This window comes from Pseudomonas frederiksbergensis, from assembly GCF_900105495.1.
Classification (GTDB): domain Bacteria; phylum Pseudomonadota; class Gammaproteobacteria; order Pseudomonadales; family Pseudomonadaceae; genus Aquipseudomonas; species Aquipseudomonas frederiksbergensis.
Genome location: NZ_FNTF01000002.1, coordinates 1,209,434 through 1,231,493 on the forward strand (window position 1 = coordinate 1,209,434; position 22,060 = coordinate 1,231,493).

Below are 22,060 nucleotides of genomic sequence, written 5' to 3' on the forward strand. Positions count from 1 at the left end.
ATGTCAGCGCCTGAATCGAGCGACGAATCGCTGCTGGCCCGCTATCGCGCAGGCGACGGGCCGGCGTTCGAGATTTTGTACGCCCGCCACCGCCAAGGACTCTACCGATTCCTGCTCGGCCTGAGCGGCAAGTCCGAACTGGCGGAAGAGGTTTACCAGGACACCTGGCTTAGCCTGATCCGCAGCACCAGTCAGCCACAAGGCCGGGCGAATTTTCGTACCTGGCTTTACCAGATTGCCCGCAATCGACTGATCGATCACTGGCGCAAACACGGAATCCACAACCCCTTGCACGACAGCTATGACGAACAGATCCACGCCCTGAGCGATGACGCTGCCGATCCCGAACAACTGCTGAGCCTGAGCCGCGACAGCCAGCGCCTCGAAGCGGCCCTGCAAAACCTGCCCGCTGACCAGCGCGAAGTGTTCCTGCTGCGCGCCCACGGCGATCTCGACCTGCCGCAGATCGCCACCCTCACCGAAACACCGCTGGAAACCGTCAAAAGCCGCTTGCGCTACGCCCAGCAAAAACTGCGTCGGCTGCTGGCCGAGGAGGTACTGACATGACTGACGCCCGTCCTACGCCAGAAGACCAAGTGTTGAAGCACTATCGTGAACACACGACCGGCGAACCGCCGGCCCATCTCGACGCGTTCCTCCTGGCTACCGCACAGCGCGAAGTCCCGGTGCAGAAACCAGGCCTGTGGAAACGCTGGGTCCAGGCCTGCCAGAAACCCCGTTGGCAAGTTGCATTTGCCAGCCTTGTCGGTGTGGCCCTGATGCTTGCACTGGTGCAACGCACGGAGGAGCAACTGCCGAGTTACGACTTCGCGCCTGCACCTAAGGCGCCTGCACCGGCCGCCAAAAAAGAAGCATCGTCATCGGTTGCGCGTTCCATGGCTGCCCCGACCGGCGCCTTGTCCGCCCCCGCGCCTGCGGCGCCAATGGCCGATCTTGCCGCCCCAGCGCAGAGCGAATCGATCAACGCTGAAATGGCCGATGAAGCGAAGGTCAGCAAACGCTCGGCGATAGCTCCGGCCACGTTTGTCGACGATCAATTAAGGGAAGTGATCCGCCTGCAAAAGGCTGGTCAGGCTCAAGCGGCCGCTGACCTGATGGCGACCTTGCACAAACGCTTTCCCAAGGAAAATCTCACCGCCAGACTCAAGGAATTGCAGAAGGAATGAGGGGAACAGCGGTCGGCAAATTTGGCATCGACACCCGAAAGCGCGCACTATCGGCCCATAGCCGATGCGTTGGAGGAAGCCATGGCAAAAAAAATCGACCGCATCGCCCAAATGCTCAACTGCCCGGAGAAGGGTGAGGAATTACGGCGCGCGGTGACTGAGAGTCGTAAGGAGTTTCTGCTGGCGAAGCAGGCAGAAGAAGCGTTTGAGGAAGACGTTCTTGATGATGAAGTGGTCGAGGATGAAGAAGACGATGATGAGTACGACGAGTTCGACTGGACGACTGAATGAAAAAACCGCTTCGGCGGTTTTTTTCAGACGCAGTTGTTCGGTTAAACCGAACAACTGCATCCAGCGCCCGTCCAGAGGCTTTAACGACGCCCACAAAAAAGCCCCAGACCCTGCGGTCTGAGGCTTTCTCGTTTCTACGTATGGTGCACCAGGCGGGATTCGAACCCACGACCACTGCCTTCGGAGGGCAGTACTCTATCCAGCTGAGCTACTGGTGCAATGCGGGCGCCATGATACTCATATGCACTGCGGGCGTCCATGCTGCTGAATCGCCTGCGGTTTTCCAAAGCGTAACCTGTGTTTGCTACGTTGATCAGAAAAATTAGGCAAATGCGGCGTTTTCGTTCTTTTTTTCGAACGCCCTATTGTCCTTTCCCAGCATTGATCCTAGGATTCGTTCGAGATATCAAACGCTCTTGTCTGGGTGCTGAACCGCACGAGTTTCAATCAGTGCGCTATTTATGTGCTTCAGCCCGGTGAATGATTTCCCTGACGGCAGCCTTTAAGGCGCCTTTCTACAATCATAATTCGCTCCGCGCTTGCCGCGGTGCTGTTAAGGAAAGCCGACATGCAGCTTAAAGACACCCAGTTGTTCCGCCAGCAAGCCTTTATCGATGGCGCTTGGGTTGATGCGGACAATGGTCAGACGATCAAGGTCAACAACCCGGCAACGGGCGAAATTCTGGGCACCGTGCCGAAAATGGGCGCTGCCGAAACCCGCCGTGCAATCGAAGCCGCTGACAAAGCGCTGCCGGCCTGGCGTGCACTGACCGCCAAGGACCGCGCCAACAAGCTGCGTCGCTGGTTCGAACTGATCATCGAGAACCAGGACGACCTGGCTCGCCTGATGACCCTCGAACAAGGCAAGCCATTGGCCGAAGCCAAGGGCGAAATCGTTTACGCCGCTTCCTTTATCGAGTGGTTCGCCGAAGAAGCCAAGCGCATCTACGGGGATGTGATTCCGGGTCACCAGCCAGACAAGCGCCTGATCGTGATCAAGCAGCCAATCGGCGTGACCGCTGCAATCACCCCGTGGAACTTCCCCGCCGCGATGATCACCCGTAAAGCCGGCCCGGCCCTGGCCGCCGGTTGCACCATGGTGCTCAAACCTGCTTCGCAAACCCCGTTTTCCGCATTCGCCCTGGCCGAACTGGCCCAGCGTGCCGGCATTCCTGCCGGTGTGTTCAGCGTGGTGACTGGCAGTGCCGGCGACATCGGCAGCGAGCTGACCAGCAACCCGATCGTGCGCAAACTGTCCTTCACCGGCTCGACCGAAATCGGTCGTCAGCTGATGGCTGAATGCGCCAAGGACATCAAGAAAGTGTCCCTGGAACTGGGCGGCAATGCGCCGTTCATCGTGTTCGACGACGCAGACCTGGATAAGGCCGTCGAAGGCGCGATCATTTCCAAGTACCGCAACAACGGCCAGACCTGCGTCTGCGCCAACCGTCTGTACATTCAGGATTCGGTCTACGACGCGTTCGCCGAAAAACTGAAAGTGGCCGTGGCCAAACTCAAGATCGGTAACGGTCTGGATGACGGCACCACCACTGGCCCGCTGATCGACGGAAAAGCCGTGGCCAAGGTTCAAGAGCACATTGCTGACGCGATCAGCAAAGGCGCAACCGTTCTGGCCGGTGGCAAGGTCATGGAAGGCAACTTCTTCGAGCCGACCATCCTGACCAACGTGCCGAACAACGCTGCCGTGGCCAAGGAAGAAACCTTCGGTCCATTGGCGCCGCTGTTCCGCTTCAAAGACGAAGCCGACGTGATCGCGATGTCCAACGACACCGAGTTCGGTCTGGCCTCGTACTTCTATGCTCGCGACCTGGGTCGTGTGTTCCGCGTGGCTGAAGCTTTGGAATACGGCATGGTCGGCGTCAACACCGGGTTGATCTCCAACGAAGTCGCGCCGTTCGGCGGCATCAAGGCGTCGGGCCTGGGCCGTGAAGGCTCCAAGTACGGCATCGAGGATTACCTGGAAATCAAATACCTCTGCCTGGGCATCTAAGGCAAGGCAAGGCAATGCTTCAAGCGCAAAGGGCACGAGAGCGCTGTCCCTTTGCGATGCTTCAAACGGAATTTTCTCTGTGGCCGGGAAAGCTGTGGCAGTCGATCATCGCATGCTGCCGTAGTTGCCTCCCCGCCGCATTTTCCTTGAACCACGCCGCCCGATGAGCGGTGAATGAGGACTTTATGAGCAAGACTAACGCATCCCTGATGAAACGCCGCGAAGCCGCTGTACCACGCGGTGTTGGCCAGATTCACCCGATCTTCGCCGACCATGCGAAGAACGCCACCGTGACCGACGTTGAAGGTCGCGAGTTCATCGACTTCGCCGGCGGTATCGCCGTGCTGAACACCGGTCACGTGCACCCGAAAATCATCGCCGCCGTGACCGAACAGCTGAACAAGCTGACCCACACCTGCTTCCAGGTACTGGCCTACGAGCCGTACGTGGAAGTGTGCGAAAAGATCAACGCCAAGGTGCCGGGTGATTTCGCCAAGAAAACCCTGCTGGTGACCACCGGCTCCGAAGCCGTGGAAAACTCCATCAAGATCGCCCGCGCCGCCACTGGCCGTGCCGGTGTGATCGCGTTCACTGGCGCTTACCACGGTCGCACCATGATGACCTTGGGCCTGACCGGTAAAGTCGTGCCTTACTCGGCCGGCATGGGCCTGATGCCAGGCGGCATCTTCCGCGCGCTGTACCCGAACGAACTGCACGGTGTGAGCATCGACGATTCGATCGCCAGCATCGAACGGATCTTCAAGAACGACGCCGAACCGCGTGACATCGCTGCAATCATCATCGAGCCGGTTCAGGGCGAAGGCGGTTTCTACGTCGCGCCTAAAGAGTTCATGAAGCGTCTGCGCGCGCTGTGCGACCAGCACGGCATCCTGCTGATCGCTGATGAAGTACAAACCGGCGCTGGTCGTACCGGCACGTTCTTCGCCATGGAGCAGATGGGCGTTGCTGCCGACCTGACCACCTTCGCCAAATCCATCGCTGGCGGCTTCCCGTTGGCCGGTGTTTGCGGCAAGGCCGAATACATGGACGCCATTGCTCCAGGCGGCCTGGGCGGCACTTACGCCGGTAGCCCGATCGCTTGCGCCGCGGCCCTGGCCGTGATGGAAGTGTTCGAAGAAGAGCACCTGCTGGATCGCTGCAAAGCTGTCGGCGAGCGTCTGGTGACTGGCCTGAAAGCCATTCAGGCCAAGTACCCGGTGATCGGCGAAGTCCGTGCCCTGGGCGCGATGATCGCGGTCGAGCTGTTCGTTGATGGCGACAGCCACAAGCCGAACGCTGCTGCTGTGGCATCGGTTGTGGCCAAGGCGCGTGACAAGGGTCTGATCCTGCTGTCCTGCGGCACTTACGGCAACGTTCTGCGCGTGCTGGTACCACTGACTTCGCCGGACGAGCAACTGGACAAAGGTCTGGCAATCATCGAAGAGTGCTTCTCTGAGCTTTGATTTAAAGTGCTCCGATGAATGTGTGAACTGATCGACAAAAAAACCCGCTTCGGCGGGTTTTTTTGTGTCCATGGAGCCCATTGATGGCAAATGCGCTGTATCGAATGGCCATCATTGACTAAGGTGCAAGCACGACTTTGGAGTGTGTAAATGACTGCTGTGGTGTTACCCGCTGCGCCGCGTGTGCTGATTGCCGAGGCCGATCCCTGGTCCCGCGATCTGCTCAAGCAGGTTTTGTTGAATGTGCGCTGTGACGCGCGGCTGGATCTGTGTGCCGATGGTCAGGAAGCGCTGCACCTGTTGGCGGAAAATCCTTACGACCTGGTGATCGTCGATTGGGAGCTGCCCGGCGTCGATGGTTTGAATATCTTGCGCAATGTCCGTCAGCGCAAACGCAACCCGCCGCTGCCGTTCATTCTAATGAGCAACCGTAACGACAGCGCCAGCGTTCGCGAAGCTCTGCCGCTGGCGCCTGCGGCGTACCTGACCAAACCCCTGAACATGGAAAGCCTGACCCAGCGCCTGCAGGATTTGCTGTTGAATGCCGGTGAAGAGGTGTCTTGCGAAACGCCTTCGCTGTCGCCAGGCATGACGTTGGCGGTTTACCTGGAGCGTCGTCGTGAGCTGGCCGACGGTGCGCCGCTGATGACTGACGTGCAGTTGGCGGTCAAGCGCAGCCTCAATCCCAATGGTCTCGACCTGACACTGCTGCATGACGAGATTCGTACCGATCCGCAAGTGACCGCTGTGCTGATCGCCGCTGCCAACAGCGCGGCCCAGCACCATGGCGCCGCCGTACAAACCCTGTCCCAGGCGCTGCACCGCCTCGGCACCGGGCAAAGCATGAACCTGATTCTGGGGCTGGCCCTCAAGCGCAGTGCCCGACTCAGCGATCCGTTTCTGGCCGATTATGCCGAGCGCTATTGGGAGCTGTCGCTGCGCACTGCCGAGTATGGCCGGACCCTGGCGCGCTTGTTGGATCTGGATCAGGAGCGCTGCTATTGCGCCGGCATGCTGCATCGCCTCGGCGACCTTGCGCTGTTGCGGTGTTTGCAGGAGTGGAAGCAGGCCGGGGGCGAGCTGGATGAATGGGAGGAGGTTGGCGAGGCGCTGGCCGAGTTCGGCGCGGCTTATGGTTCGGCGCTTCGCACTCGCTGGCGTCTGCCGCTGGAGCTGCGAGAGCTGATTGCGGCGGTCTACCAGTTCGGTGGCGGGGTTTACTCCCGCGAAGCGCTGGTGATGAACATGGCTGCGCAACTGGCGCGCCTGACCGAGCATGAGGGCATTGAAGACCTGGCGAAGAGCCGGACGGCGCGGTTGCTCAAGATCGGATTGCCGGAGCTGATGCGCTTACGCAAGAAATAACGCAGGGAGATCGTTCCCACGCTCTGCGTGGGAATGCCGCCCCGGACGCTCCGCGTCCCTTCGCAAGTCGCGACGCAGAGCGTCACAGGATGCATTCCCACGCAGAGCGTGGGAACGATCATGGGCTCAGGATGAGACGATGCGGTTCTTGCCCTGGTGTTTGGCCTGGTACATTGCCGCATCTGCGCGGGCAAACAGGTTGTCCACGCTTTCGTCCTCGGCGGTGAGGCTGGTCAGGCCCTGGCTGACGGTGATGCCGAACGTCTGGTCGCCATGGCTGAAACGCAATCGCTGAATCTCCCGTTGCAGGCGCTCGGCCACTTGCATGGCCATGTCTGGCGCACAGCCGGGAAACACCGCAGCGAATTCCTCGCCACCAATTCGCCCGAACACATCACCTCGCCGCAACGTCGCGCGACCGCACTCGGCGATTCGTTGCAGCACGTTGTCACCTTCCTGGTGGCCGTAGGTATCGTTGATCACTTTGAAGTCATCGATGTCCAGCAGCAGGAAGGCCAGCGGCGTGCGTTGGTGCAGTGCCTGTTCGAATTCACGGTGGGCGCAGTCGAAGAAGTGTCGGCGGTTGCTGCTCTGGGTCAGCACGTCGGTGGTGGCCAGGCGTTGCAGCTCGGTTTCCATCTGCTTCTTGTCAGTAATGTCTTCGGCAATGCCGACAATGATCACCGGTTGCCCTGGTTCGGCCTGGCGGTTGATGAAGCACTTGTCACTGAGCCAGCGGACCTGGCCGTCGGCGGTAATGATTCGGTACTCACGGTCTTCAACGGCGCCTTTGACCAATACTTCGGCCAGGCTGCGTTCGGCATAGTCCAGATCGTCGGGGTAAATGCTGTCGCGCCATTGGTTGTAGTCGGACAGTAACAAGCCTGCGGAGCGGCCGAAAATCCGTTCATACGCCGGGCTGACATAGAGCACGCGACGAGATTCCCAGTCGAAAGCCCAAAGCACCGCGTTGACGCTCACCAGCAGAGTGCTGAACAGTTGTTCTCGTTCACTCAGGCGTGCCACTTCGCCTTGCGCGTGCATTAGCGCCAGCAGGGTTTGCGCAGCCTCGGGCCACTGCGGGAGGGATGAGTCTTGTAGGCTTTTATTGACCATAGACACAAAATCTCAAAGGGCGTGTGCCGCTCGAGGGTCGAAAGCGGCCAATACCAGAGCCCGCCTGAATGGCGAAGTGTCTTTGAGATAGGGGATTTTGAGCGAAGTTCCCGCCTTATGTGGTGAGGGAGCTTGCTCCCGCCGGGCGGTACTGGCGACGCGTTTTTCAATGAAAGAACGCCTCGCCAGGTTTTGCGACTGCTGCGCAGTCACGCGGGAGCAAGCTCCCTCGCCACAGTCAGACTGCAGCGGCAGGGCGCAGGGAGTAGGTTTTCAACTGATCGGCGAAGTCGCGCAGGGATTGAATCCCGCTGGCTTCGGCTTCGTGTACCCAGTCCTTGATGGCGGCCAGCATGTCGTGACCATTTGAGCTGGTCTTGACCCAGATCTGCTGCAAGGCCAGGCGTTTCTCGTAAATTACCTTCAGCGCCTGACTGTGCTCGAGCATGGTCTGGATGCGAACGTGGTGTTTGTCATCCAGCAGGCTGGTTTCCCGCGAGAGCAGGCGCTTGGCGCGGTGGAACTGGTGGCGGACCGAGTGATCGACTTTTTCCAGCTCTTGCTTGACCAGCGGTGCGATTACCAATTTGCGGTACTGGGCCATGATCTGGAAGCGGTTGTTGAGGATCGCCATGGCGGTGTCCATGTCCAGGTTGCCTTTGCCTTCGACCCGATGGGCGATGGGTGCAACACGCTGAACCTTGGCCAGGCGCAGGAAGCTGAAGACCTGGATCCAGGCCCAGCCGAGATCGAATTCCCACTTCTTCACCGACAGTTTTGCCGAATTAGGGTAGGTGTGATGGTTGTTATGCAGTTCTTCGCCGCCGATCAGGATGCCCCACGGCACCAGATTGGTCGCCGCATCGCGGCATTCGAAGTTGCGGTAGCCGATGGCATGGCCCAGGCCATTGACCACGCCGGCGGCCCAGACCGGGATCCACATCATCTGGATTGCCCAGATGGTGATGCCGATGGTGCCGAACAGCAGCAGGTCAATGACGCCCATGATCGCCACGCCCAGCAGCGGGAAACGGCTGTACAGGTTGCGTTCGATCCAGTCTTCGGGACAGTTCTTGCCGTAGATGCGCAGGGTCTCGGGGTTTTCCGCCTCGGCGCGGTACAGCTCGGCGCCTTTGCGCAGAACGGTGGCCAGGCCCTTGATGACCGGGCTGTGCGGGTCATCGACGGTTTCGCATTTGGCGTGGTGCTTGCGATGGATAGCGGTCCACTCGCGGGTGTTCTGTGCCGTGGTCAGCCACAGCCAGAAGCGGAAGAAATGTTTCAGGCCAGCATTGAGCTCAAGCGAGCGATGGGCTGAATAACGATGCAGATAGACCGTGACGCCGATGATCGTCACGTGGGTCATCAGCAGGGTGACTGCCACCAGTGACCAGGGCGACAAGCCGAGAAAACCTTCGTACCACATAGGCTATTGGGCCCTCGATAAAGAAAAAAACAGCCGTTGCATTATCACTGAGCCCACAGATAAAACCAGTCGCCCTTTCAGATAAGAGTGGCCGGATGTTTCTTTAAACTATAATTCCATCCACTTTTAAGGGACATGGACGACCTAATGGCTGCTACCTACCGCGATGCTCTGCGTGCAGCGCTGCTTTATCTTCTGGTTTCTGTCGGTTGGCTGCAGTTCAGTGGCCATTTATTGAACAGTTTCTTCGATAGCTCTGCCGAGCTAATGCGTTGGCAACTGATCAACGGTTATGCCTGGGTGGTGTTCAGTGCCGGTTTGATTTTTCTCGCTCGGGCGCGATTGTTCCGTTGCCTGGGAATCGGCGCCAAGTTGCGTGAGCGCACTGAAGACCGTGAGCGCTTGCGTCAGGCAGCGGCGGTCTTCGATTGCACCCGTGAAGGGGTGCTGGTCACTGATAGTCAGGGCCTGATCGTTCATGTGAACCGGGCCTTCATGCAAATCACCGGTTATCAGAGTGAGGAAGTGCTGGGTCATCGACCCAGTCTGTTCAAGTCCGGCCATCACCCGCCGGCTTTCTATCAAGCGATGTTCGCAACACTCAACAGCACGGGCGAGTGGAGCGGAGAAATCTGGAACCGCCGCAAAAGCGGCGAGATTTACCCGCAATGGCAGACTATCCGCATCATTCACGACGACCGACGGCGGCCTAGTCATTACGTTGCAGTGTTTTCCGACATCAGCGCCATCAAGAACTCCGAACATGAACTGACACGTCTGGCTCACTACGATCCGCTGACCGATCTCCCCAACCGCTTGCTGTTTACCGACCGCACCGAGCAGGCCCTGGCTTCGGCGCAGACCCACAAGCGCGGCTGCGCGTTGCTGATGATCGATCTTGATCACTTCAAGATGATCAACGACAGCCTCGGGCATAGCATTGGGGACCAGCTGCTCAAGGGCGTGGCCGAGCGTTTGAGCGCGATGGTCGGACCGGGAATCACCCTGGCGCGCCTTGGCGGTGACGAGTTCGCCGTGCTGGCTGAAAGCTGTCCGCAAATGGTGCAGGCGGCGGCGCTGGCTCAGCGGATCATCGATGGTCTCAGAGAGCCGTTCCAGATCGACGGGCATCAGTTGTTCGTCAATATCAGCGTCGGCATCAGCCTGTTCCCCGGTGACGCCCTGAGTGCCGAGCAGTTGTTGCGCAACTCAGACTCGGCGCTGTTCAAGGCCAAGAGTGCCGGCCGCAACGGCTACGCCCTCTATACCGAAGAATTGACCGCCCATGCCCAGCAACGGGTCGAGACAGCATTCCAATTGCGCCGTGCGCTGGAACAGCAGGAGTTGCGGGTTTATTACCAGCCGGTTCACGACCTCAAGACCAGCCGCCTGATCGGCGTCGAGGCATTGGTGCGCTGGGAGCATCCGCAGCGAGGGTTGGTGTCGCCGGCAGAATTCATTCCCATTGCCGAGCGCACTGGTCTGATCGCCGAAATTGATGCCTGGGTGATGCGCCAGGCGTGTGAGCAGATGTGCCGGTGGCAGCAGGCCGGGGTGGTGGTGTCGTTTGTCGCGGTGAATGTTTCTTCCCGGCTGTTCGCCCGCCGAGAGCTGTTTGGGCAGGTGGCGAAGGTGCTGCACGAAACCGGGCTGGACCCTGCCTGTCTGGAGCTGGAAGTCACTGAGAGCGCTGTGATGGATGATCCGGAAGTCGCGCTGGAGCAGATGCACAGGTTGCGTGAACTAGGCGTTCGGCTGGCCATCGATGACTTTGGTACAGGCTATTCCTCATTGCTGCGCCTCAAGCGGATGCCGGTTCAGAAACTCAAGATCGATCAGGGCTTCGTGGCGGGGCTGCCGTGGGATGAGGATGACGCGGCGATTGTGCGGGTGATCATTGCGCTGGCCCAGAGCATGGGGATGCAGGTTCATGCCGAGGGGATCGAGCAGGTCGAGCAGGCGAGCTTTTTGCTCGAACACGGCTGCGACCTGGGGCAGGGGTACTGGTTTGGGCGGCCGGTGCCGGCCGGGCAGCTGGATTGGTACCTGACTCCACAGATTCTGCAGCACTGATCGCGCGTTCCTTCTCAAACCTGACGCAGAGCGTCACAGGATGCATTCCCACGCAGAGCGTGGGAACGATCAGTCTTCGGGCATTCTTTTGGTTATATTAAAATTCTTAAATAGTCTTTTTAAGAATATCTGCGCTTATCTACTATTGGCCTCACGCCGCAAGCAGTCCCGCCACTGCCAGGCAACCTCTAGTTGAAGGAGCAGCACCATGAGCGCATCCCTACGCAGCGTTGACGGCCAGGACGAAGCAACCATTTTGCGTGAGATCCAGAGCGCCTTGCGCGATCTGCGTTTTGGCGCAGTGGAAATCACCGTGCATAACGCCCAAGTGGTCCAGATCGAACGCAAAGAGAAATTCCGGTTGCAGAACCCGGGCAACAAACCGAGTTAAAAACCGGCAAGCCGATACCAGCACACCATAAGAAAAAGCCAACACAATCAGAATTCCAGGAGCTTTCACCATGTCGTCGATTCGTCATTTCGCTTTGGCCGCCCTGGCCAGTGCCCTCTTTGCTGGTTCTGCGGTTGCCAAGGATTACGAACTGCTCAACGTGTCGTACGACCCGACTCGCGAGCTGTATCAGGACTACAACGCCGAATTCGTCAAGTTCTGGCAGAAAGATCACGCCGGCGACAAGGTGAAAATCCAGCAGTCCCACGGTGGTTCGGGCAAGCAGGGGCGAGCTGTGATCGACGGTCTGCGTGCCGACGTGGTGACCCTGGCCCTGGCCGGTGACATCGATGAAATCGCCAAGCTCGGCAAAACCTTGCCGGCGGATTGGCAGCAGCGCCTGCCGCAAGCGAGCACGCCTTACACCTCGACCATCGTGTTCCTGGTGCGCAAGGGCAACCCCAAGGGCATCAAGGATTGGGGCGACCTGATCAAGAACGGCGTGGAAGTCATCACCCCGAACCCGAAAACCTCCGGTGGCGCACGCTGGAACTTCCTCGCGGCGTGGGCCTATGGCCTGAAAGCCAATGGCGGTGACGAAGCGAAAGCCAAGGAATACGTGCAAGCCCTGTTCAAACACGTTCCTGTGCTGGACACCGGTGCTCGCGGTTCGACCATTACCTTCGTCAACAACGGTCAGGGAGACGTGTTGCTGGCCTGGGAAAACGAAGCCTTCCTGGCGCTGAAAGAAGACGGCGGCGCCGACAAGTTCGACATTGTCGTGCCTTCGTTGTCGATCCTCGCCGAACCTCCGGTCGCCGTGGTCGACAAGAATGCCGAGAAAAAGGGCAACACCGAGATCGCCGAAGCGTACCTCAAGCACCTTTACAGCCCGGCCGGCCAGGAAATTGCGGCAAAAAACTTCTATCGTCCACGTGACAAGGATGTCGCCGCCAAGTACGCCAAACAGTTCCCGACACTGGACCTGGTGACCATCGACAAGGACTTCGGCGGCTGGAAAACCGCACAGCCGAAATTCTTTAACGACGGTGGTGTGTTCGACCAGATTTACCAGGCGCAATAACCTGTAAATAGATCTGCCAACGGTAAGTCAGGGGTGGGCAACTTGTGGGAGCGAGCCTGCTCGCGATGACGGCGGTACATTCAACATCAATGTTGGCTGACCAGGCGCTATCGCGAGCAGGCTCGCTCCCACAGGGATTGCAGTGTTCAGTCCTTGACTGCCGGGCATTGGCTAAACAGGCCCCGATTTCACCGTCGGGGCTTAGCGCGTTATCAACCAAGGACTTTTATGTCGCGTCGTATCTCCCCCGTCATACCCGGCTTCGGGCTGACGCTGGGTTACACCTTGGTGTACCTCAGCCTGATTGTGCTCATTCCACTGGCGGCGATGTTCGTGCATGCCGCTCAACTCACCTGGGACCAGTTCTGGGCAATTATCTCGGCGCCACGGGTGCTGGCGGCGTTGAAGCTCAGCTTCGGCACCGCGCTCTATGCCGCGATCATCAACGGCATCATCGGCACGCTGCTGGCCTGGGTGCTGGTGCGCTATACCTTCCCTGGACGCAAAGTCATCGATGCGATGATCGACTTACCCTTCGCATTGCCCACCGCTGTGGCCGGTATCGCGCTGACTGCGCTCTACGCGCCCAATGGTTGGGTGGGTCAGTTTGCAGCGGACCTGGGCTTCAAGATCGCCTATACCCCCCTCGGCATCACCCTTGCCCTCACTTTTGTGACACTTCCATTCGTAGTACGTACCGTACAGCCAGTATTGGCCGATATCCCTCGTGAAGTGGAAGAAGCGGCGGCGTGCCTGGGTGCAAAACCACTACAGGTTTTCCGCCATATTCTGGTACCTGCACTGTTGCCAGCCTGGCTGACCGGTTTCGCGCTGGCCTTTGCCCGCGGGGTCGGCGAGTACGGTTCAGTGATTTTCATTGCCGGTAACATGCCGATGAAAACCGAGATCCTGCCGCTGCTGATCATGGTCAAGCTCGACCAGTACGATTACACCGGCGCCACGTCCATTGGTGTACTGATGCTGGTGGTTTCCTTCGTCCTGTTGCTGCTGATCAACTTGCTGCAGCGGCGCATCGAAACCCCATAAGGAGGCGCAGAAATGTCCCAATCGTCTATTGCTGCTGCTTCCTCGAACGCCGCCCGCCGTGGCAGTGCTTCATCGCGGCGAATCTTGATCGGCCTCGGCTGGCTGGTGTTCGCCCTGTTCCTGTTACTGCCGCTGGTGATCGTGGTGTCTCAGGGCCTGAAGCTCGGAATCGGTGCGTTCTTCACCGCGATCTTCGAGCCCGACGCGTTGTCGGCCCTGAAACTCACGGTGATCGCCGTGCTGATTTCGGTGCCGCTGAACCTGGTGTTCGGCGTCAGCGCTGCATGGTGCGTGAGCAAGTACTCGTTCCGTGGCAAAAGTATGCTGGTCACGCTGATCGACCTGCCGTTCTCGGTGTCGCCGGTCATCGCCGGCCTGGTCTACGTGCTGATGTTCGGCGCCCAAGGCCTGTTCGGGCCGTGGCTGCAGGACCACGATATCCAGATCGTCTTTGCCTTGCCGGGCATCGTGCTGGCGACGATCTTCGTCACCGTGCCGTTCGTGGCGCGCGAGCTGATCCCGCTGATGCAGGAACAAGGCACGCAGGAAGAAGAGGCCGCGCGCCTGCTCGGCGCCAATGGCTGGCAGATGTTCTGGCACGTTACCGTTCCCAACATCAAATGGGGCCTGATCTACGGCGTGGTGCTATGTACGGCGCGGGCGATGGGTGAGTTCGGTGCGGTGTCGGTGGTTTCCGGGCACATTCGCGGGGTGACCAACACCCTGCCGCTGCACGTCGAGATCCTCTACAACGAATACAACCACGTGGCCGCGTTCGCCGTGGCGAGCCTGTTGCTGATCCTGGCGCTCTTCATCCTGCTGCTCAAGCAGTGGAGCGAAAACCGTATTAACCGCCTGCGCGCCAGCGCCGCGGAGGAATAAGTCATGTCGATCGAAGTGCGTAACGTCAGCAAGAACTTTCACGCGTTCAAGGCGCTGGACAACATCAGCCTGGACATTCAAAGCGGCGAACTCGTGGCGCTGCTGGGCCCCTCGGGTTGCGGTAAAACCACATTGCTGCGGATCATCGCCGGTCTGGAAACCCCGGATCATGGCAACATCGTGTTCCACGGAGAAGACGTCTCCGGCCACGATGTGCGTGATCGCAACGTCGGTTTCGTGTTCCAGCACTACGCGCTATTTCGCCACATGACCGTGTTCGACAACGTCGCGTTCGGCCTGCGCATGAAGCCGAAAAACCAGCGCCCGAGCGAAAGCCAGATCGCGGTGAAAGTCCACGAGCTGCTGAACATGGTGCAGCTGGATTGGCTGTCGGATCGCTACCCGGAACAACTTTCCGGCGGTCAGCGTCAACGTATTGCCTTGGCTCGCGCCTTGGCGGTGGAGCCGAAGGTCCTGCTGCTCGACGAACCCTTCGGCGCCCTCGATGCCAAGGTCCGTAAAGAACTGCGTCGCTGGTTGGCGCGGCTACACGAAGACATCAACCTGACCTCGGTGTTCGTGACTCACGACCAGGAAGAAGCGATGGAAGTCGCCGACCGCATCGTGGTGATGAACAAGGGCGTGATCGAGCAGATCGGCTCACCGGGCGACGTCTACGAAAACCCGGCCAGCGATTTCGTTTATCACTTCCTGGGTGACTCGAACCGGCTGCATCTGGGTGATGACAACCATGTGCTGTTCCGTCCACACGAAGTGTCGCTGTCGCGTCACGAGCTGGAGGATCACCACGCGGCCGAGGTGCGGGATATTCGTCCGTTGGGCGCGACGACACGGGTGACACTGAAGGTCGAAGGCCAGAGCGAATTGATCGAAGCGGAAGTGGTGAAAGATCACGACAGCCTGATCGGGCTGGCGAAGGGCGAGACGCTGTTCTTCAAGCCAAAGGTCTGGCAGAAACTCGCCAATATTTAACCCCTCCAGCTGATCGTTCCCACGTTCTGCGTGGGAATGCCTCATGGGACGCTCCGCGTCCAGTGACGCAGAGCGTCACGGTATGCATTCCCACGCAGAGCGTGGGAACGATCAATCAAAAGCATCGCGTCTTACGCCGCAGCGTTTTTCTGACGCAAACGCACACCACCCACCCGCGCCTCGATCTGCTCTTTGAGCTCCCGCCGCAACCCCAGCAAAAACGCCAGCTCAACCACCACAAACAACGGCCCGACAATCAATCCGGTCACATCATCGACAAACGCCGGTTTGCGTCCTTCGTAGTGATGTCCGACAAACTGAATCGCCCACCCCAGCACAAACATCCCGATGCCGCTCGCCAGCCAGACCAGCGTGCTTTGCTGCGCAAGAACCTGACCCGCCCAAATGCACAGGCCGAGTAACACGGTCATCAACAGCCCGAGACGAATTTCCAGGCGCAAGTAAAACCACGCCGATGCCATCGCGACCAGCACCGCCGGCGAAACCCAGCCTGCGCCCCATTGCGGCCGAGACAGCAATACCGCGACCGCCACTACAATCAGCGGAATCCCGATAAAGTGGCTGGCAATATTGCGTGGGTCACGGTGGTAGGCGGCGTATTGACTGAGATGATCAACGAGGCTTTTCATTGTTATTCCTCCTGTAGGGTGATGGATGATGCCCCGGGTTTCATCTTTCGCTCTGTCAGCCAGACGACAATTTCCAGGAGTTTTCATGGGCATGCAGGTTTGGCGTTCGCGCCTGGAGACGGGGCAGTGGTTCAGCCATTTACCTGTTCCCTTAAAGGATAGTCTGCTGGCTGTGGCCCGGGTTCGGCGCCTGGCGTCGGGGCAATTGCTCTTCAAACGCGGTGATCCGCCGTGCGGGCTGTATGCAGTCCTTGAAGGGGCGGTACGCATTGGCGCGGTGAGCGAGCAGGGCAAGGAGGCGTTGCTGAGCCTGGTGGAGTCGCCGCACTGGTTCGGCGAAATCTGCCTGTTCGATGGCCAGCCGCGAACCCACGATGCTTATGCCGTTGGCCAGTGCAGCCTGTTGCACATCCCGCAGGCGACGCTGCTGAAGTTGCTCGACCAACAACCGGTTTACTGGCGGCAACTGGCGTTGCTGATGAGCCACAAACTGCGCCTGACCTTCATCAACCTCGAACAGCTCAGCCTGATGCCAGCCCAAGCGCGCCTGGCTCATCGCTTGCTGATGATCGCCGAGGGTTACGGCGAAATAGATCCGCCGCGTCGTGTTCTGCAATTTCCTCAGGAGCAACTGGCGTCGATGTTGTCGTTGTCGCGCCAGACCACCAACCAGCTCCTCAAGGATTTGCAGGGGCAAGGAATACTGAATCTCAAGTACGGCGAGATCGAGATTCTGGATGCGCAACGATTGCGAATGTTGGCGATTATCTGAAACCAGTGGTGGGCTTTGGACGCGAAGGCGCCTAGCCTGTGATGACGACAATCGAGGTGTGCCATGCGTGTGCTGTTAGTGGAAGACGAACCGGAGACCGCCAAACTCCTGGCTAAAGGTCTGAACGAGGCAAGTTACTCAGTCGATGTGGCCGTCAACGGCATGGACGGCCGTCGTTTCATCGAGTCTGGCGAATACGAGCTGATCATCCTCGACGTGATGCTGCCCGGGCTCAATGGCTGGCAGTTGCTGCAGCAGATCCGCAAGCTCGGTGATACGCCGGTGCTGCTCCTCACTACCAAGGACGGCATCGAAGACCGGCTGCGCGGGCTGGAGTTGCATGAAGATGATTACCTGCTCAAGCCGTTTGCCGTGAGTGAGCTGGTGAAGCGGGTGCGCAAGTTGTTGCGGCGGGATCGGGGGCGCTGAGACCGGGCCCGATCAATCCATGAGCTAGACTTCGACTTGTTTATGCATTAAATACAATGCATATAGATTATTTCAGTGAATATGCACTGTATACGATGCAGGTGAGCGGGATGGAAAACCTCGGTGAATTGATCAGGTTGCTGCGCAAAGAACGAAAGTTGTCTCAACAAGACCTGGCCAAGCAGTACGGCATGAGCCGTTCCACGATTTCGGGTATCGAGAACAACACCATTTCCGAAATTGGCCTGCGCAAGGTTGAAGCGATCCTCAATGGCTTCGGGTACGAACTGACGGCCGTGCCGCGGCGGTCGACGCGTCCTACACTGGACACCCTCAAAAAGGTGAACTTCCATGGGTGAGCAGCAGGCAAAGGACAGGCTGCACATCAGTGTTTCCGGCACAACGGTCGGAACCCTGGGCCGTGGTCAGTCTCGCATTGATTCAGTGTTTGCCTACGCCGAAGACGCGCTGGAAGAAAACGCGGTCTCGTTGACCATGCCCGCTCGCCTCGAGAGCTACACGTGGGAGCGAGGTGTACCGCCGGTTTTTGAAATGAATCTACCGGAAGGTTCTCTGCGCGATGAATTGACTCGTCGCTTCAGCAAAGCGATTCGAGGGTTTGACGATTTCGCGATGCTGGCGATCGTTGGCCCGCACCAGCTTGGGCGAGTGGGGATTAAAAACGCGCAAGAGGCAAGTGACCGGCTACCTGAAACCAGTCTCGCCGATCTGCTGGTTCATGACGGTGCGCAAGGTTTGTTCGAAGATTTGCTGCACACCTATGGCCAGTATTCGGGCGTTTCCGGTGTGCAGCCGAAGGTGCTTATTCGTGACAGTGCAACCACTGTCGACCGATTGACCCATCGAGGGGCAACGCATCTGGTCAAATCGTTTCGGCCAGAGGAGTACCCAGAGCTCGCTGCCAACGAATACTTCTGCATGAGGGCTGCACTGCATTCGGGTCTTGAAGTGCCGGTTTTCGAACTGAGCGATCACGGTAAGTTTCTGGTCGTCGAACGTTTCGATCTGAATGAAAGAGGTTATCTGGGCTTTGAGGATTTCTGCGTGCTCAATGCCTGGCCTTCGAAGGCTAAATACGATGGTTCGTACGAAGGTGCTGCGAGGCAGATCAAGGAGTTTGTCTCCCCGCCATTGCTCAATGACGCCCTGGAGTCTTTTTTCAAAATAGTGGCGTTGTCGTCCGCTCTGAAGAATGGCGATGCTCACCTCAAGAACTTCGGTGTGCTGTACGAACATTGCGGGGCTGATGCGCAAATCAGACTGGCTCCGGCCTATGACATCGTCACGACTTCGGTCTACATCAAGGCAGACAGTATGGCGTTGCTGTTAGGCGGTTCAAAGGCGTGGCCCAAATACAAAATGTTGATGCGTTTTGGTCGGTCGGCTTGCAACCTGACCGAGGGACGGTGCAATGAACTGCTGCAGCAAGTCGCTCATGGAATTGATGTCGCGAAGGCGGAAATGGTTGATTACATCAGGGGAAATGGCGCCTTTGCCATGGTTGGCGAAGCGATGATCGAGCAGTGGGAATCAGGTGTAGTCCGCAGCTTGGTCAAAAGCTGATCACCGCAACCCATCCCGAAACTGCCCCGGTGTCATCCCGGTCCAGCGCTTGAATGCGCGGCTGAAGCTGCTCGTGTCGGCAAATCCCAGTAGATAGCTGATCTCGCTCAATGAGCATTGCGGGTCGCGCAGATGCAGCAGCGCCAGGTTCTCGCGACTCTCGTTGAGCAGCGTATCGAACCGACAACCCTCGTCCGCCAGATGCCGTTGCAGGCTGCGCAAACTCAGGTGCAGGGCCTGGGCGATGTGTTCGGCGCTGGGCTCGCCTTCCGGCAATTGCTCCTCGATGGCATCGCGAACCTTGCGTTCCCAGGTCAGGGGTTTGAGTTGCGCGAGGGTGCGTTTGAGCACGGTTTCGTTGTGCTCGGCCAGTTCCGGGTTGGCGTCGTCCAGGTGGCTGTCGAAATCCAGCAGAGCGAACTCCAATCGATCTTCATCGGCGTTGAAATACACCGGCGAGCGGAACACTTTGTGCCATTGATGCGAGTCCGCCGGCTCCGGGCGACGCAGGTACACCGCCAACGGGGCGTAATCGCGGCCCAGGCGATTGCGGCAGGTGCGTACATAAATCGCCGTGAAGGCGTCGATGGCTTCGAAGGCCGGAGCCGGATTACCTGGCGGGATTTTCAGGCGGAAGCGGTAGCGGTCCTCGGTGCGAGTCAGTTCCAGGTCCAGGGCATCGCTGACCACCTGGTGATAACGCACGATGCGCTCGAACACTTCTCGCAGGCTGCCGCTGGCCACCAGCGCATAGCCGAGTGCGTGAAACGTGGTGGGGCTGACGAAGCGCGATACCCGCAAACCAATCGCCGGGTCGCCGCTGACCTGCACTGCGATTTCCCACAGCCGCGTGGTGCCCGACAACGGGTAACGGGCGTTCGGGTCGTCCATCAGTTGCGGGTCGAGCCCCGCCTGTTGGCACAGGGCGGTGCTGTCGAGGCCCAACGCATCGAGTTGCTTGCGCAGGGCGCGGGTCCAGCTGGCGAGGGAGGTCGGTTCAGTCATGCTGATTGGCGCTTCCGGTCAACAGGTTGGCGTCCACGGCTACCGCTTTGCGAGGGTTCGCAAGGCAGGATGCGAACATCAATAACCAGAGGATGGAAGCATGGACGGTACTTCTGCAAGTCCCCAGCGACTGAATGCAGCGCAACGATCAGCGCATATTCGCCAAGTGGTGCTGGCCAAGGGGTTCGAACTGCGTCAGCGCTACCCGATTCTCAATCATCAGGACGCTATCGGCGCGACTATTCTGACGTTAGCCCTGGCCGGCATGATTGGCTCGGCCGCGCTCTACATGACCGGGCAGATGGCGTGGTGGGCGTGCCTGTTGCTCAACGCGTTTTTTGCGTCGCTGACTCACGAGCTGGAACACGACCTGATTCATAGCATGTACTTTCGCAAACAGCGCGTACCGCACAACCTGATGATGGGCCTGGTGTGGCTGGCGCGGCCGAGCACGATCAATCCGTGGATTCGCCGGCATCTGCACCTCAATCACCACAAGGTCTCCGGCACCGAAGCCGACATGGAAGAACGGGCGATCACCAACGGCGAACCCTGGGGTTTTGCGCGGCTGTTGATGGTCGGCGACAACGTGATGTCGGCGTTCATCCGCATGCTGCGGGCCAAGACCCGGGCGCATAAATTCAGCATCATCAAACGCTTTCTGAAGGTTTACGCACCGCTGGCGTTGGCGCATTGGGGAGCCTGGTACGTGTTCCTCGGTTTTCACACCGCCAACGGCATTGCGCATCTGCTCGGGGCGCCCATCGAATGGTCGGCGACTACTTTGGCGGTGATGCAGGTGATCGACATTGCGGCCGTGGTGATCATCGGCCCGAATGTGTTGCGTACCTTTTGCCTGCATTTCGTCAGCTCGAACATGCACTACTACGGTGACGTGGAGCCGGGCAATGTCATCCAGCAGACCCAGGTGCTGAACCCTTGGTGGATGTGGCCGTTGCAGGCGTTCTGCTTCAACTTCGGCAGCAGCCACGGGATTCATCATTTTGTGGTGAAGGAACCGTTTTACATCCGTCAGATGACGGTGCCGGTGGCGCATGAAGTGATGCGTGAGATGGGTGTGCGGTTCAATGATTTCGGGACGTTTGGGCGGGCGAACCGATTTGTACGCAAACAAGCAGCAGAGGCACAGGAGGTGCGTGCCGCTCAGGCTTGATCGATGTGTCCGGAAACTCAAAACGGCAAAGGCGTCCGTCATCAATCTGACCCAAAAGGGCGATAGGTTATGACGCAAGCAGGGTTGTTTGGTGCTGATGGGTATATGTGTTTTTGATCTAACAAATGAATTAAATATTCCTTTATCGGATAAGCCTTTCGGGCCAATCATCGCGCTATCAAATGTTGAGTTTCCGGGGCCGTCTCCTTGGCAGGGTGCGGTCCTTTTTTTTGTCCCAAGGCCAACCTTGGGAGCTCATGTGGCGAGGGGGCTTGCCCCCGTTGGGGTGCGAAGCGCCCCCAAATCAGTTTTACGACTGCTTCGCAGTCGAACGGGGGCAAGCCCCCTCGCCACAAGGCTCACTCCCACAGGTGATCAACTTTATATTCCATATAGGTCTTAATAAATAGCTTCTTATTCCTTAACGAATATAACTCGCCTCCCTATACTCGCTCAGGAACAGACACGCAGCAGGAGAGTTCCCCCATGCGCAACGAATCAATTCGCTACCTGATTGTGCCGGGCTGGCAAGGATCGCCAGAAGATCATTGGCAAAGCCATTGGCAGAACAGCCTGCCGAACAGCGCGCGGGTGGAACAGGCCAATTGGCTGACACCGCGCCGTGAAGACTGGGTCGCGGCATTGGCTGAGGCGATTGCCGCCGACAGCACGCCGGTAATCCTGATCGCCCATAGCCTGGGTTGCATCACTGTCGCGCATTGGGCGGCCACGGCGCCCGCGCAGTTTTTGCATCAGGTGCGCGGCGCCTTGCTGGTCGCCCCGGCGGACGTCGAGCGTCCGGCCTGCGCACCGGCTCTGCGCAATTTCGCACCGATTCCAACCCACCTTCTGCCATTCCCGAGCCAGGTTGTCAGCTCCGACAACGACAGCGCCGTCAGCGCGCCGCGTGCGATGGAACTGGCGCGCAACTGGGGTGCCGAAGCGGGGATTTTGTCGGGGGCCGGGCACATCAACGTGAAGTCCGGTCACCAACGCTGGGAGCAGGGTTTTGCTTATCTCTACCGCCTGCAAAACCGAATGGAACACCACGCCCTGCGCCGCGCTTGAACCTTTTCTTTTTTGCTTTTGTTTTTTAAACAACGCCCCCGTCTCCCGG

General features: G+C 58.8%; 22 protein-coding genes and 1 tRNA gene. 18 read left to right on the forward strand and 5 right to left on the reverse strand.

The window, feature by feature from the left end; translation table 11 throughout:
• The 3 genes from BLW70_RS06110 to BLW70_RS06120 are packed head-to-tail and all read left to right on the forward strand — an operon-like array spanning position 1 to position 1,478.
• Positions 1-567 (forward strand): RNA polymerase sigma factor, encoded by a 567-nt coding sequence (locus BLW70_RS06110; protein WP_074872463.1) that lies wholly within the window; start codon positions 1-3, stop codon positions 565-567.
• Complete coding sequence (locus tag BLW70_RS06115; protein ID WP_074872465.1) at positions 564-1,187, forward strand: hypothetical protein; 624 nt, start codon at positions 564-566, stop codon at positions 1,185-1,187. Before BLW70_RS06110 ends, BLW70_RS06115 begins: the two co-directional genes overlap by 4 nt.
• A gap of 21 nt (positions 1,188-1,208) precedes the next feature.
• Positions 1,209-1,478, forward strand: coding sequence for a hypothetical protein (locus BLW70_RS06120; protein ID WP_232252221.1), 270 nt, complete (start codon positions 1,209-1,211; stop codon positions 1,476-1,478).
• A 141-nt stretch (positions 1,479-1,619) separates the two neighbouring features.
• Here BLW70_RS06120 and BLW70_RS06125 read toward each other — a convergent pair.
• Positions 1,620-1,696 (reverse strand) — tRNA-Arg (locus BLW70_RS06125).
• A gap of 350 nt (positions 1,697-2,046) precedes the next feature.
• On the opposite strand from BLW70_RS06125, the gene gabD reads away from it, so the two are divergent.
• From gabD to BLW70_RS06140, 3 genes are all read left to right on the forward strand, one after another.
• Positions 2,047-3,489 (forward strand): NADP-dependent succinate-semialdehyde dehydrogenase, encoded by a 1,443-nt coding sequence (gene gabD / locus BLW70_RS06130; protein ID WP_074872468.1) that lies wholly within the window; start codon positions 2,047-2,049, stop codon positions 3,487-3,489.
• A 185-nt stretch (positions 3,490-3,674) separates the two neighbouring features.
• Entirely contained in the window at positions 3,675-4,952 is a 1,278-nt protein-coding gene (gene gabT, locus BLW70_RS06135) for a 4-aminobutyrate--2-oxoglutarate transaminase (RefSeq protein ID WP_074872471.1), read from the forward strand.
• Between the two features lie 150 nt (positions 4,953-5,102).
• Complete coding sequence (locus BLW70_RS06140) at positions 5,103-6,317, forward strand: response regulator (RefSeq protein ID WP_074872473.1); 1,215 nt, start codon at positions 5,103-5,105, stop codon at positions 6,315-6,317.
• Between the two features lie 126 nt (positions 6,318-6,443).
• Here the strand turns inward: BLW70_RS06140 and BLW70_RS06145 are convergent, their stop codons facing one another.
• Entirely contained in the window at positions 6,444-7,433 is a 990-nt protein-coding gene (locus BLW70_RS06145) for a GGDEF domain-containing protein (protein WP_074872475.1), read from the reverse strand.
• A 238-nt stretch (positions 7,434-7,671) separates the two neighbouring features.
• A complete protein-coding gene (gene desA, locus BLW70_RS06150; RefSeq protein WP_074872477.1) occupies positions 7,672-8,859 on the reverse strand; it encodes a delta-9 fatty acid desaturase DesA in 1,188 nt (395 codons plus the stop codon).
• Positions 8,860-9,006: 147 nt separating this feature from the next.
• Between desA and dibA the strand changes: the two genes are divergently transcribed.
• From dibA to BLW70_RS06180, 6 genes are all read left to right on the forward strand, one after another.
• On the forward strand, positions 9,007-10,932 hold the full coding sequence (gene dibA / locus BLW70_RS06155; protein ID WP_074872479.1) for a phosphodiesterase DibA: 1,926 nt from the start codon (positions 9,007-9,009) through the stop codon (positions 10,930-10,932).
• A 208-nt stretch (positions 10,933-11,140) separates the two neighbouring features.
• Positions 11,141-11,323, forward strand: coding sequence for a sulfur starvation response protein OscA (oscA, locus tag BLW70_RS06160; protein ID WP_007941032.1), 183 nt, complete (start codon positions 11,141-11,143; stop codon positions 11,321-11,323).
• Between the two features lie 70 nt (positions 11,324-11,393).
• Entirely contained in the window at positions 11,394-12,407 is a 1,014-nt protein-coding gene (locus BLW70_RS06165; protein WP_074872480.1) for a sulfate ABC transporter substrate-binding protein, read from the forward strand.
• Between the two features lie 228 nt (positions 12,408-12,635).
• Positions 12,636-13,454: a sulfate ABC transporter permease subunit CysT gene (cysT, locus tag BLW70_RS06170; protein ID WP_007899634.1), complete on the forward strand. Its 819-nt coding sequence runs from the start codon at positions 12,636-12,638 to the stop codon at positions 13,452-13,454.
• A gap of 12 nt (positions 13,455-13,466) precedes the next feature.
• Positions 13,467-14,336, forward strand: a complete 870-nt coding sequence (gene cysW, locus BLW70_RS06175; RefSeq protein WP_007899636.1) for a sulfate ABC transporter permease subunit CysW — start codon at positions 13,467-13,469, stop codon at positions 14,334-14,336.
• A 3-nt stretch (positions 14,337-14,339) separates the two neighbouring features.
• Positions 14,340-15,329 (forward strand): sulfate/molybdate ABC transporter ATP-binding protein, encoded by a 990-nt coding sequence (locus BLW70_RS06180; RefSeq protein ID WP_074872482.1) that lies wholly within the window; start codon positions 14,340-14,342, stop codon positions 15,327-15,329.
• A gap of 131 nt (positions 15,330-15,460) precedes the next feature.
• On the opposite strand, the gene BLW70_RS06185 is transcribed toward BLW70_RS06180, so the two are convergent.
• Complete coding sequence (locus BLW70_RS06185; RefSeq protein WP_074872484.1) at positions 15,461-15,979, reverse strand: Mpo1 family 2-hydroxy fatty acid dioxygenase; 519 nt, start codon at positions 15,977-15,979, stop codon at positions 15,461-15,463.
• Between the two features lie 85 nt (positions 15,980-16,064).
• On the opposite strand from BLW70_RS06185, the gene BLW70_RS06190 reads away from it, so the two are divergent.
• From BLW70_RS06190 to BLW70_RS06205, 4 genes are all read left to right on the forward strand, one after another.
• Positions 16,065-16,751 (forward strand): Crp/Fnr family transcriptional regulator, encoded by a 687-nt coding sequence (locus BLW70_RS06190; protein ID WP_074872486.1) that lies wholly within the window; start codon positions 16,065-16,067, stop codon positions 16,749-16,751.
• A 63-nt stretch (positions 16,752-16,814) separates the two neighbouring features.
• Positions 16,815-17,180, forward strand: a complete 366-nt coding sequence (locus BLW70_RS06195) for a response regulator (RefSeq protein ID WP_074872488.1) — start codon at positions 16,815-16,817, stop codon at positions 17,178-17,180.
• 110 nt (positions 17,181-17,290) lie between these two features.
• Complete coding sequence (locus BLW70_RS06200) at positions 17,291-17,539, forward strand: helix-turn-helix domain-containing protein (protein WP_074872489.1); 249 nt, start codon at positions 17,291-17,293, stop codon at positions 17,537-17,539.
• On the forward strand, positions 17,532-18,764 hold the full coding sequence (locus BLW70_RS06205; protein ID WP_074872490.1) for a type II toxin-antitoxin system HipA family toxin: 1,233 nt from the start codon (positions 17,532-17,534) through the stop codon (positions 18,762-18,764). Before BLW70_RS06200 ends, BLW70_RS06205 begins: the two co-directional genes overlap by 8 nt.
• Here the strand turns inward: BLW70_RS06205 and BLW70_RS06210 are convergent, their stop codons facing one another.
• Positions 18,765-19,769, reverse strand: a complete 1,005-nt coding sequence (locus tag BLW70_RS06210; RefSeq protein ID WP_074872493.1) for an AraC family transcriptional regulator — start codon at positions 19,767-19,769, stop codon at positions 18,765-18,767.
• Between the two features lie 100 nt (positions 19,770-19,869).
• On the opposite strand from BLW70_RS06210, the gene BLW70_RS06215 reads away from it, so the two are divergent.
• Positions 19,870-20,943, forward strand: a complete 1,074-nt coding sequence (locus BLW70_RS06215) for a fatty acid desaturase (RefSeq protein ID WP_074872495.1) — start codon at positions 19,870-19,872, stop codon at positions 20,941-20,943.
• 486 nt (positions 20,944-21,429) lie between these two features.
• Entirely contained in the window at positions 21,430-22,011 is a 582-nt protein-coding gene (locus BLW70_RS06220) for an alpha/beta hydrolase (protein ID WP_074872497.1), read from the forward strand.
• The last annotated feature ends 49 nt before the right edge of the window (positions 22,012-22,060 follow it).

Excerpts from the sequence above, each read along its gene's own strand:
- BLW70_RS06110 (WP_074872463.1), top strand. The coding sequence starts at position 1 with ATGTCAGCGCCTGAATCGAGCGACGAATCGCTGCTGGCCCGCTATCGC.
- BLW70_RS06115 (WP_074872465.1), top strand. The coding sequence starts at position 564 with ATGACTGACGCCCGTCCTACGCCAGAAGACCAAGTGTTGAAGCACTAT.
- gabD (WP_074872468.1), top strand. The coding sequence starts at position 2,047 with ATGCAGCTTAAAGACACCCAGTTGTTCCGCCAGCAAGCCTTTATCGAT.
- gabT (WP_074872471.1), top strand. The coding sequence starts at position 3,675 with ATGAGCAAGACTAACGCATCCCTGATGAAACGCCGCGAAGCCGCTGTA.
- BLW70_RS06140 (WP_074872473.1), top strand. The coding sequence starts at position 5,103 with ATGACTGCTGTGGTGTTACCCGCTGCGCCGCGTGTGCTGATTGCCGAG.
- BLW70_RS06145 (WP_074872475.1), bottom strand. The coding sequence starts at position 7,433 with ATGGTCAATAAAAGCCTACAAGACTCATCCCTCCCGCAGTGGCCCGAG.
- desA (WP_074872477.1), bottom strand. The coding sequence starts at position 8,859 with ATGTGGTACGAAGGTTTTCTCGGCTTGTCGCCCTGGTCACTGGTGGCA.
- dibA (WP_074872479.1), top strand. The coding sequence starts at position 9,007 with ATGGCTGCTACCTACCGCGATGCTCTGCGTGCAGCGCTGCTTTATCTT.
- oscA (WP_007941032.1), top strand. The coding sequence starts at position 11,141 with ATGAGCGCATCCCTACGCAGCGTTGACGGCCAGGACGAAGCAACCATT.
- BLW70_RS06165 (WP_074872480.1), top strand. The coding sequence starts at position 11,394 with ATGTCGTCGATTCGTCATTTCGCTTTGGCCGCCCTGGCCAGTGCCCTC.
- cysT (WP_007899634.1), top strand. The coding sequence starts at position 12,636 with ATGTCGCGTCGTATCTCCCCCGTCATACCCGGCTTCGGGCTGACGCTG.
- cysW (WP_007899636.1), top strand. The coding sequence starts at position 13,467 with ATGTCCCAATCGTCTATTGCTGCTGCTTCCTCGAACGCCGCCCGCCGT.
- BLW70_RS06180 (WP_074872482.1), top strand. The coding sequence starts at position 14,340 with ATGTCGATCGAAGTGCGTAACGTCAGCAAGAACTTTCACGCGTTCAAG.
- BLW70_RS06185 (WP_074872484.1), bottom strand. The coding sequence starts at position 15,979 with ATGAAAAGCCTCGTTGATCATCTCAGTCAATACGCCGCCTACCACCGT.
- BLW70_RS06190 (WP_074872486.1), top strand. The coding sequence starts at position 16,065 with ATGGGCATGCAGGTTTGGCGTTCGCGCCTGGAGACGGGGCAGTGGTTC.
- BLW70_RS06195 (WP_074872488.1), top strand. The coding sequence starts at position 16,815 with ATGCGTGTGCTGTTAGTGGAAGACGAACCGGAGACCGCCAAACTCCTG.
- BLW70_RS06200 (WP_074872489.1), top strand. The coding sequence starts at position 17,291 with ATGGAAAACCTCGGTGAATTGATCAGGTTGCTGCGCAAAGAACGAAAG.
- BLW70_RS06205 (WP_074872490.1), top strand. The coding sequence starts at position 17,532 with ATGGGTGAGCAGCAGGCAAAGGACAGGCTGCACATCAGTGTTTCCGGC.
- BLW70_RS06210 (WP_074872493.1), bottom strand. The coding sequence starts at position 19,769 with ATGACTGAACCGACCTCCCTCGCCAGCTGGACCCGCGCCCTGCGCAAG.
- BLW70_RS06215 (WP_074872495.1), top strand. The coding sequence starts at position 19,870 with ATGGACGGTACTTCTGCAAGTCCCCAGCGACTGAATGCAGCGCAACGA.
- BLW70_RS06220 (WP_074872497.1), top strand. The coding sequence starts at position 21,430 with ATGCGCAACGAATCAATTCGCTACCTGATTGTGCCGGGCTGGCAAGGA.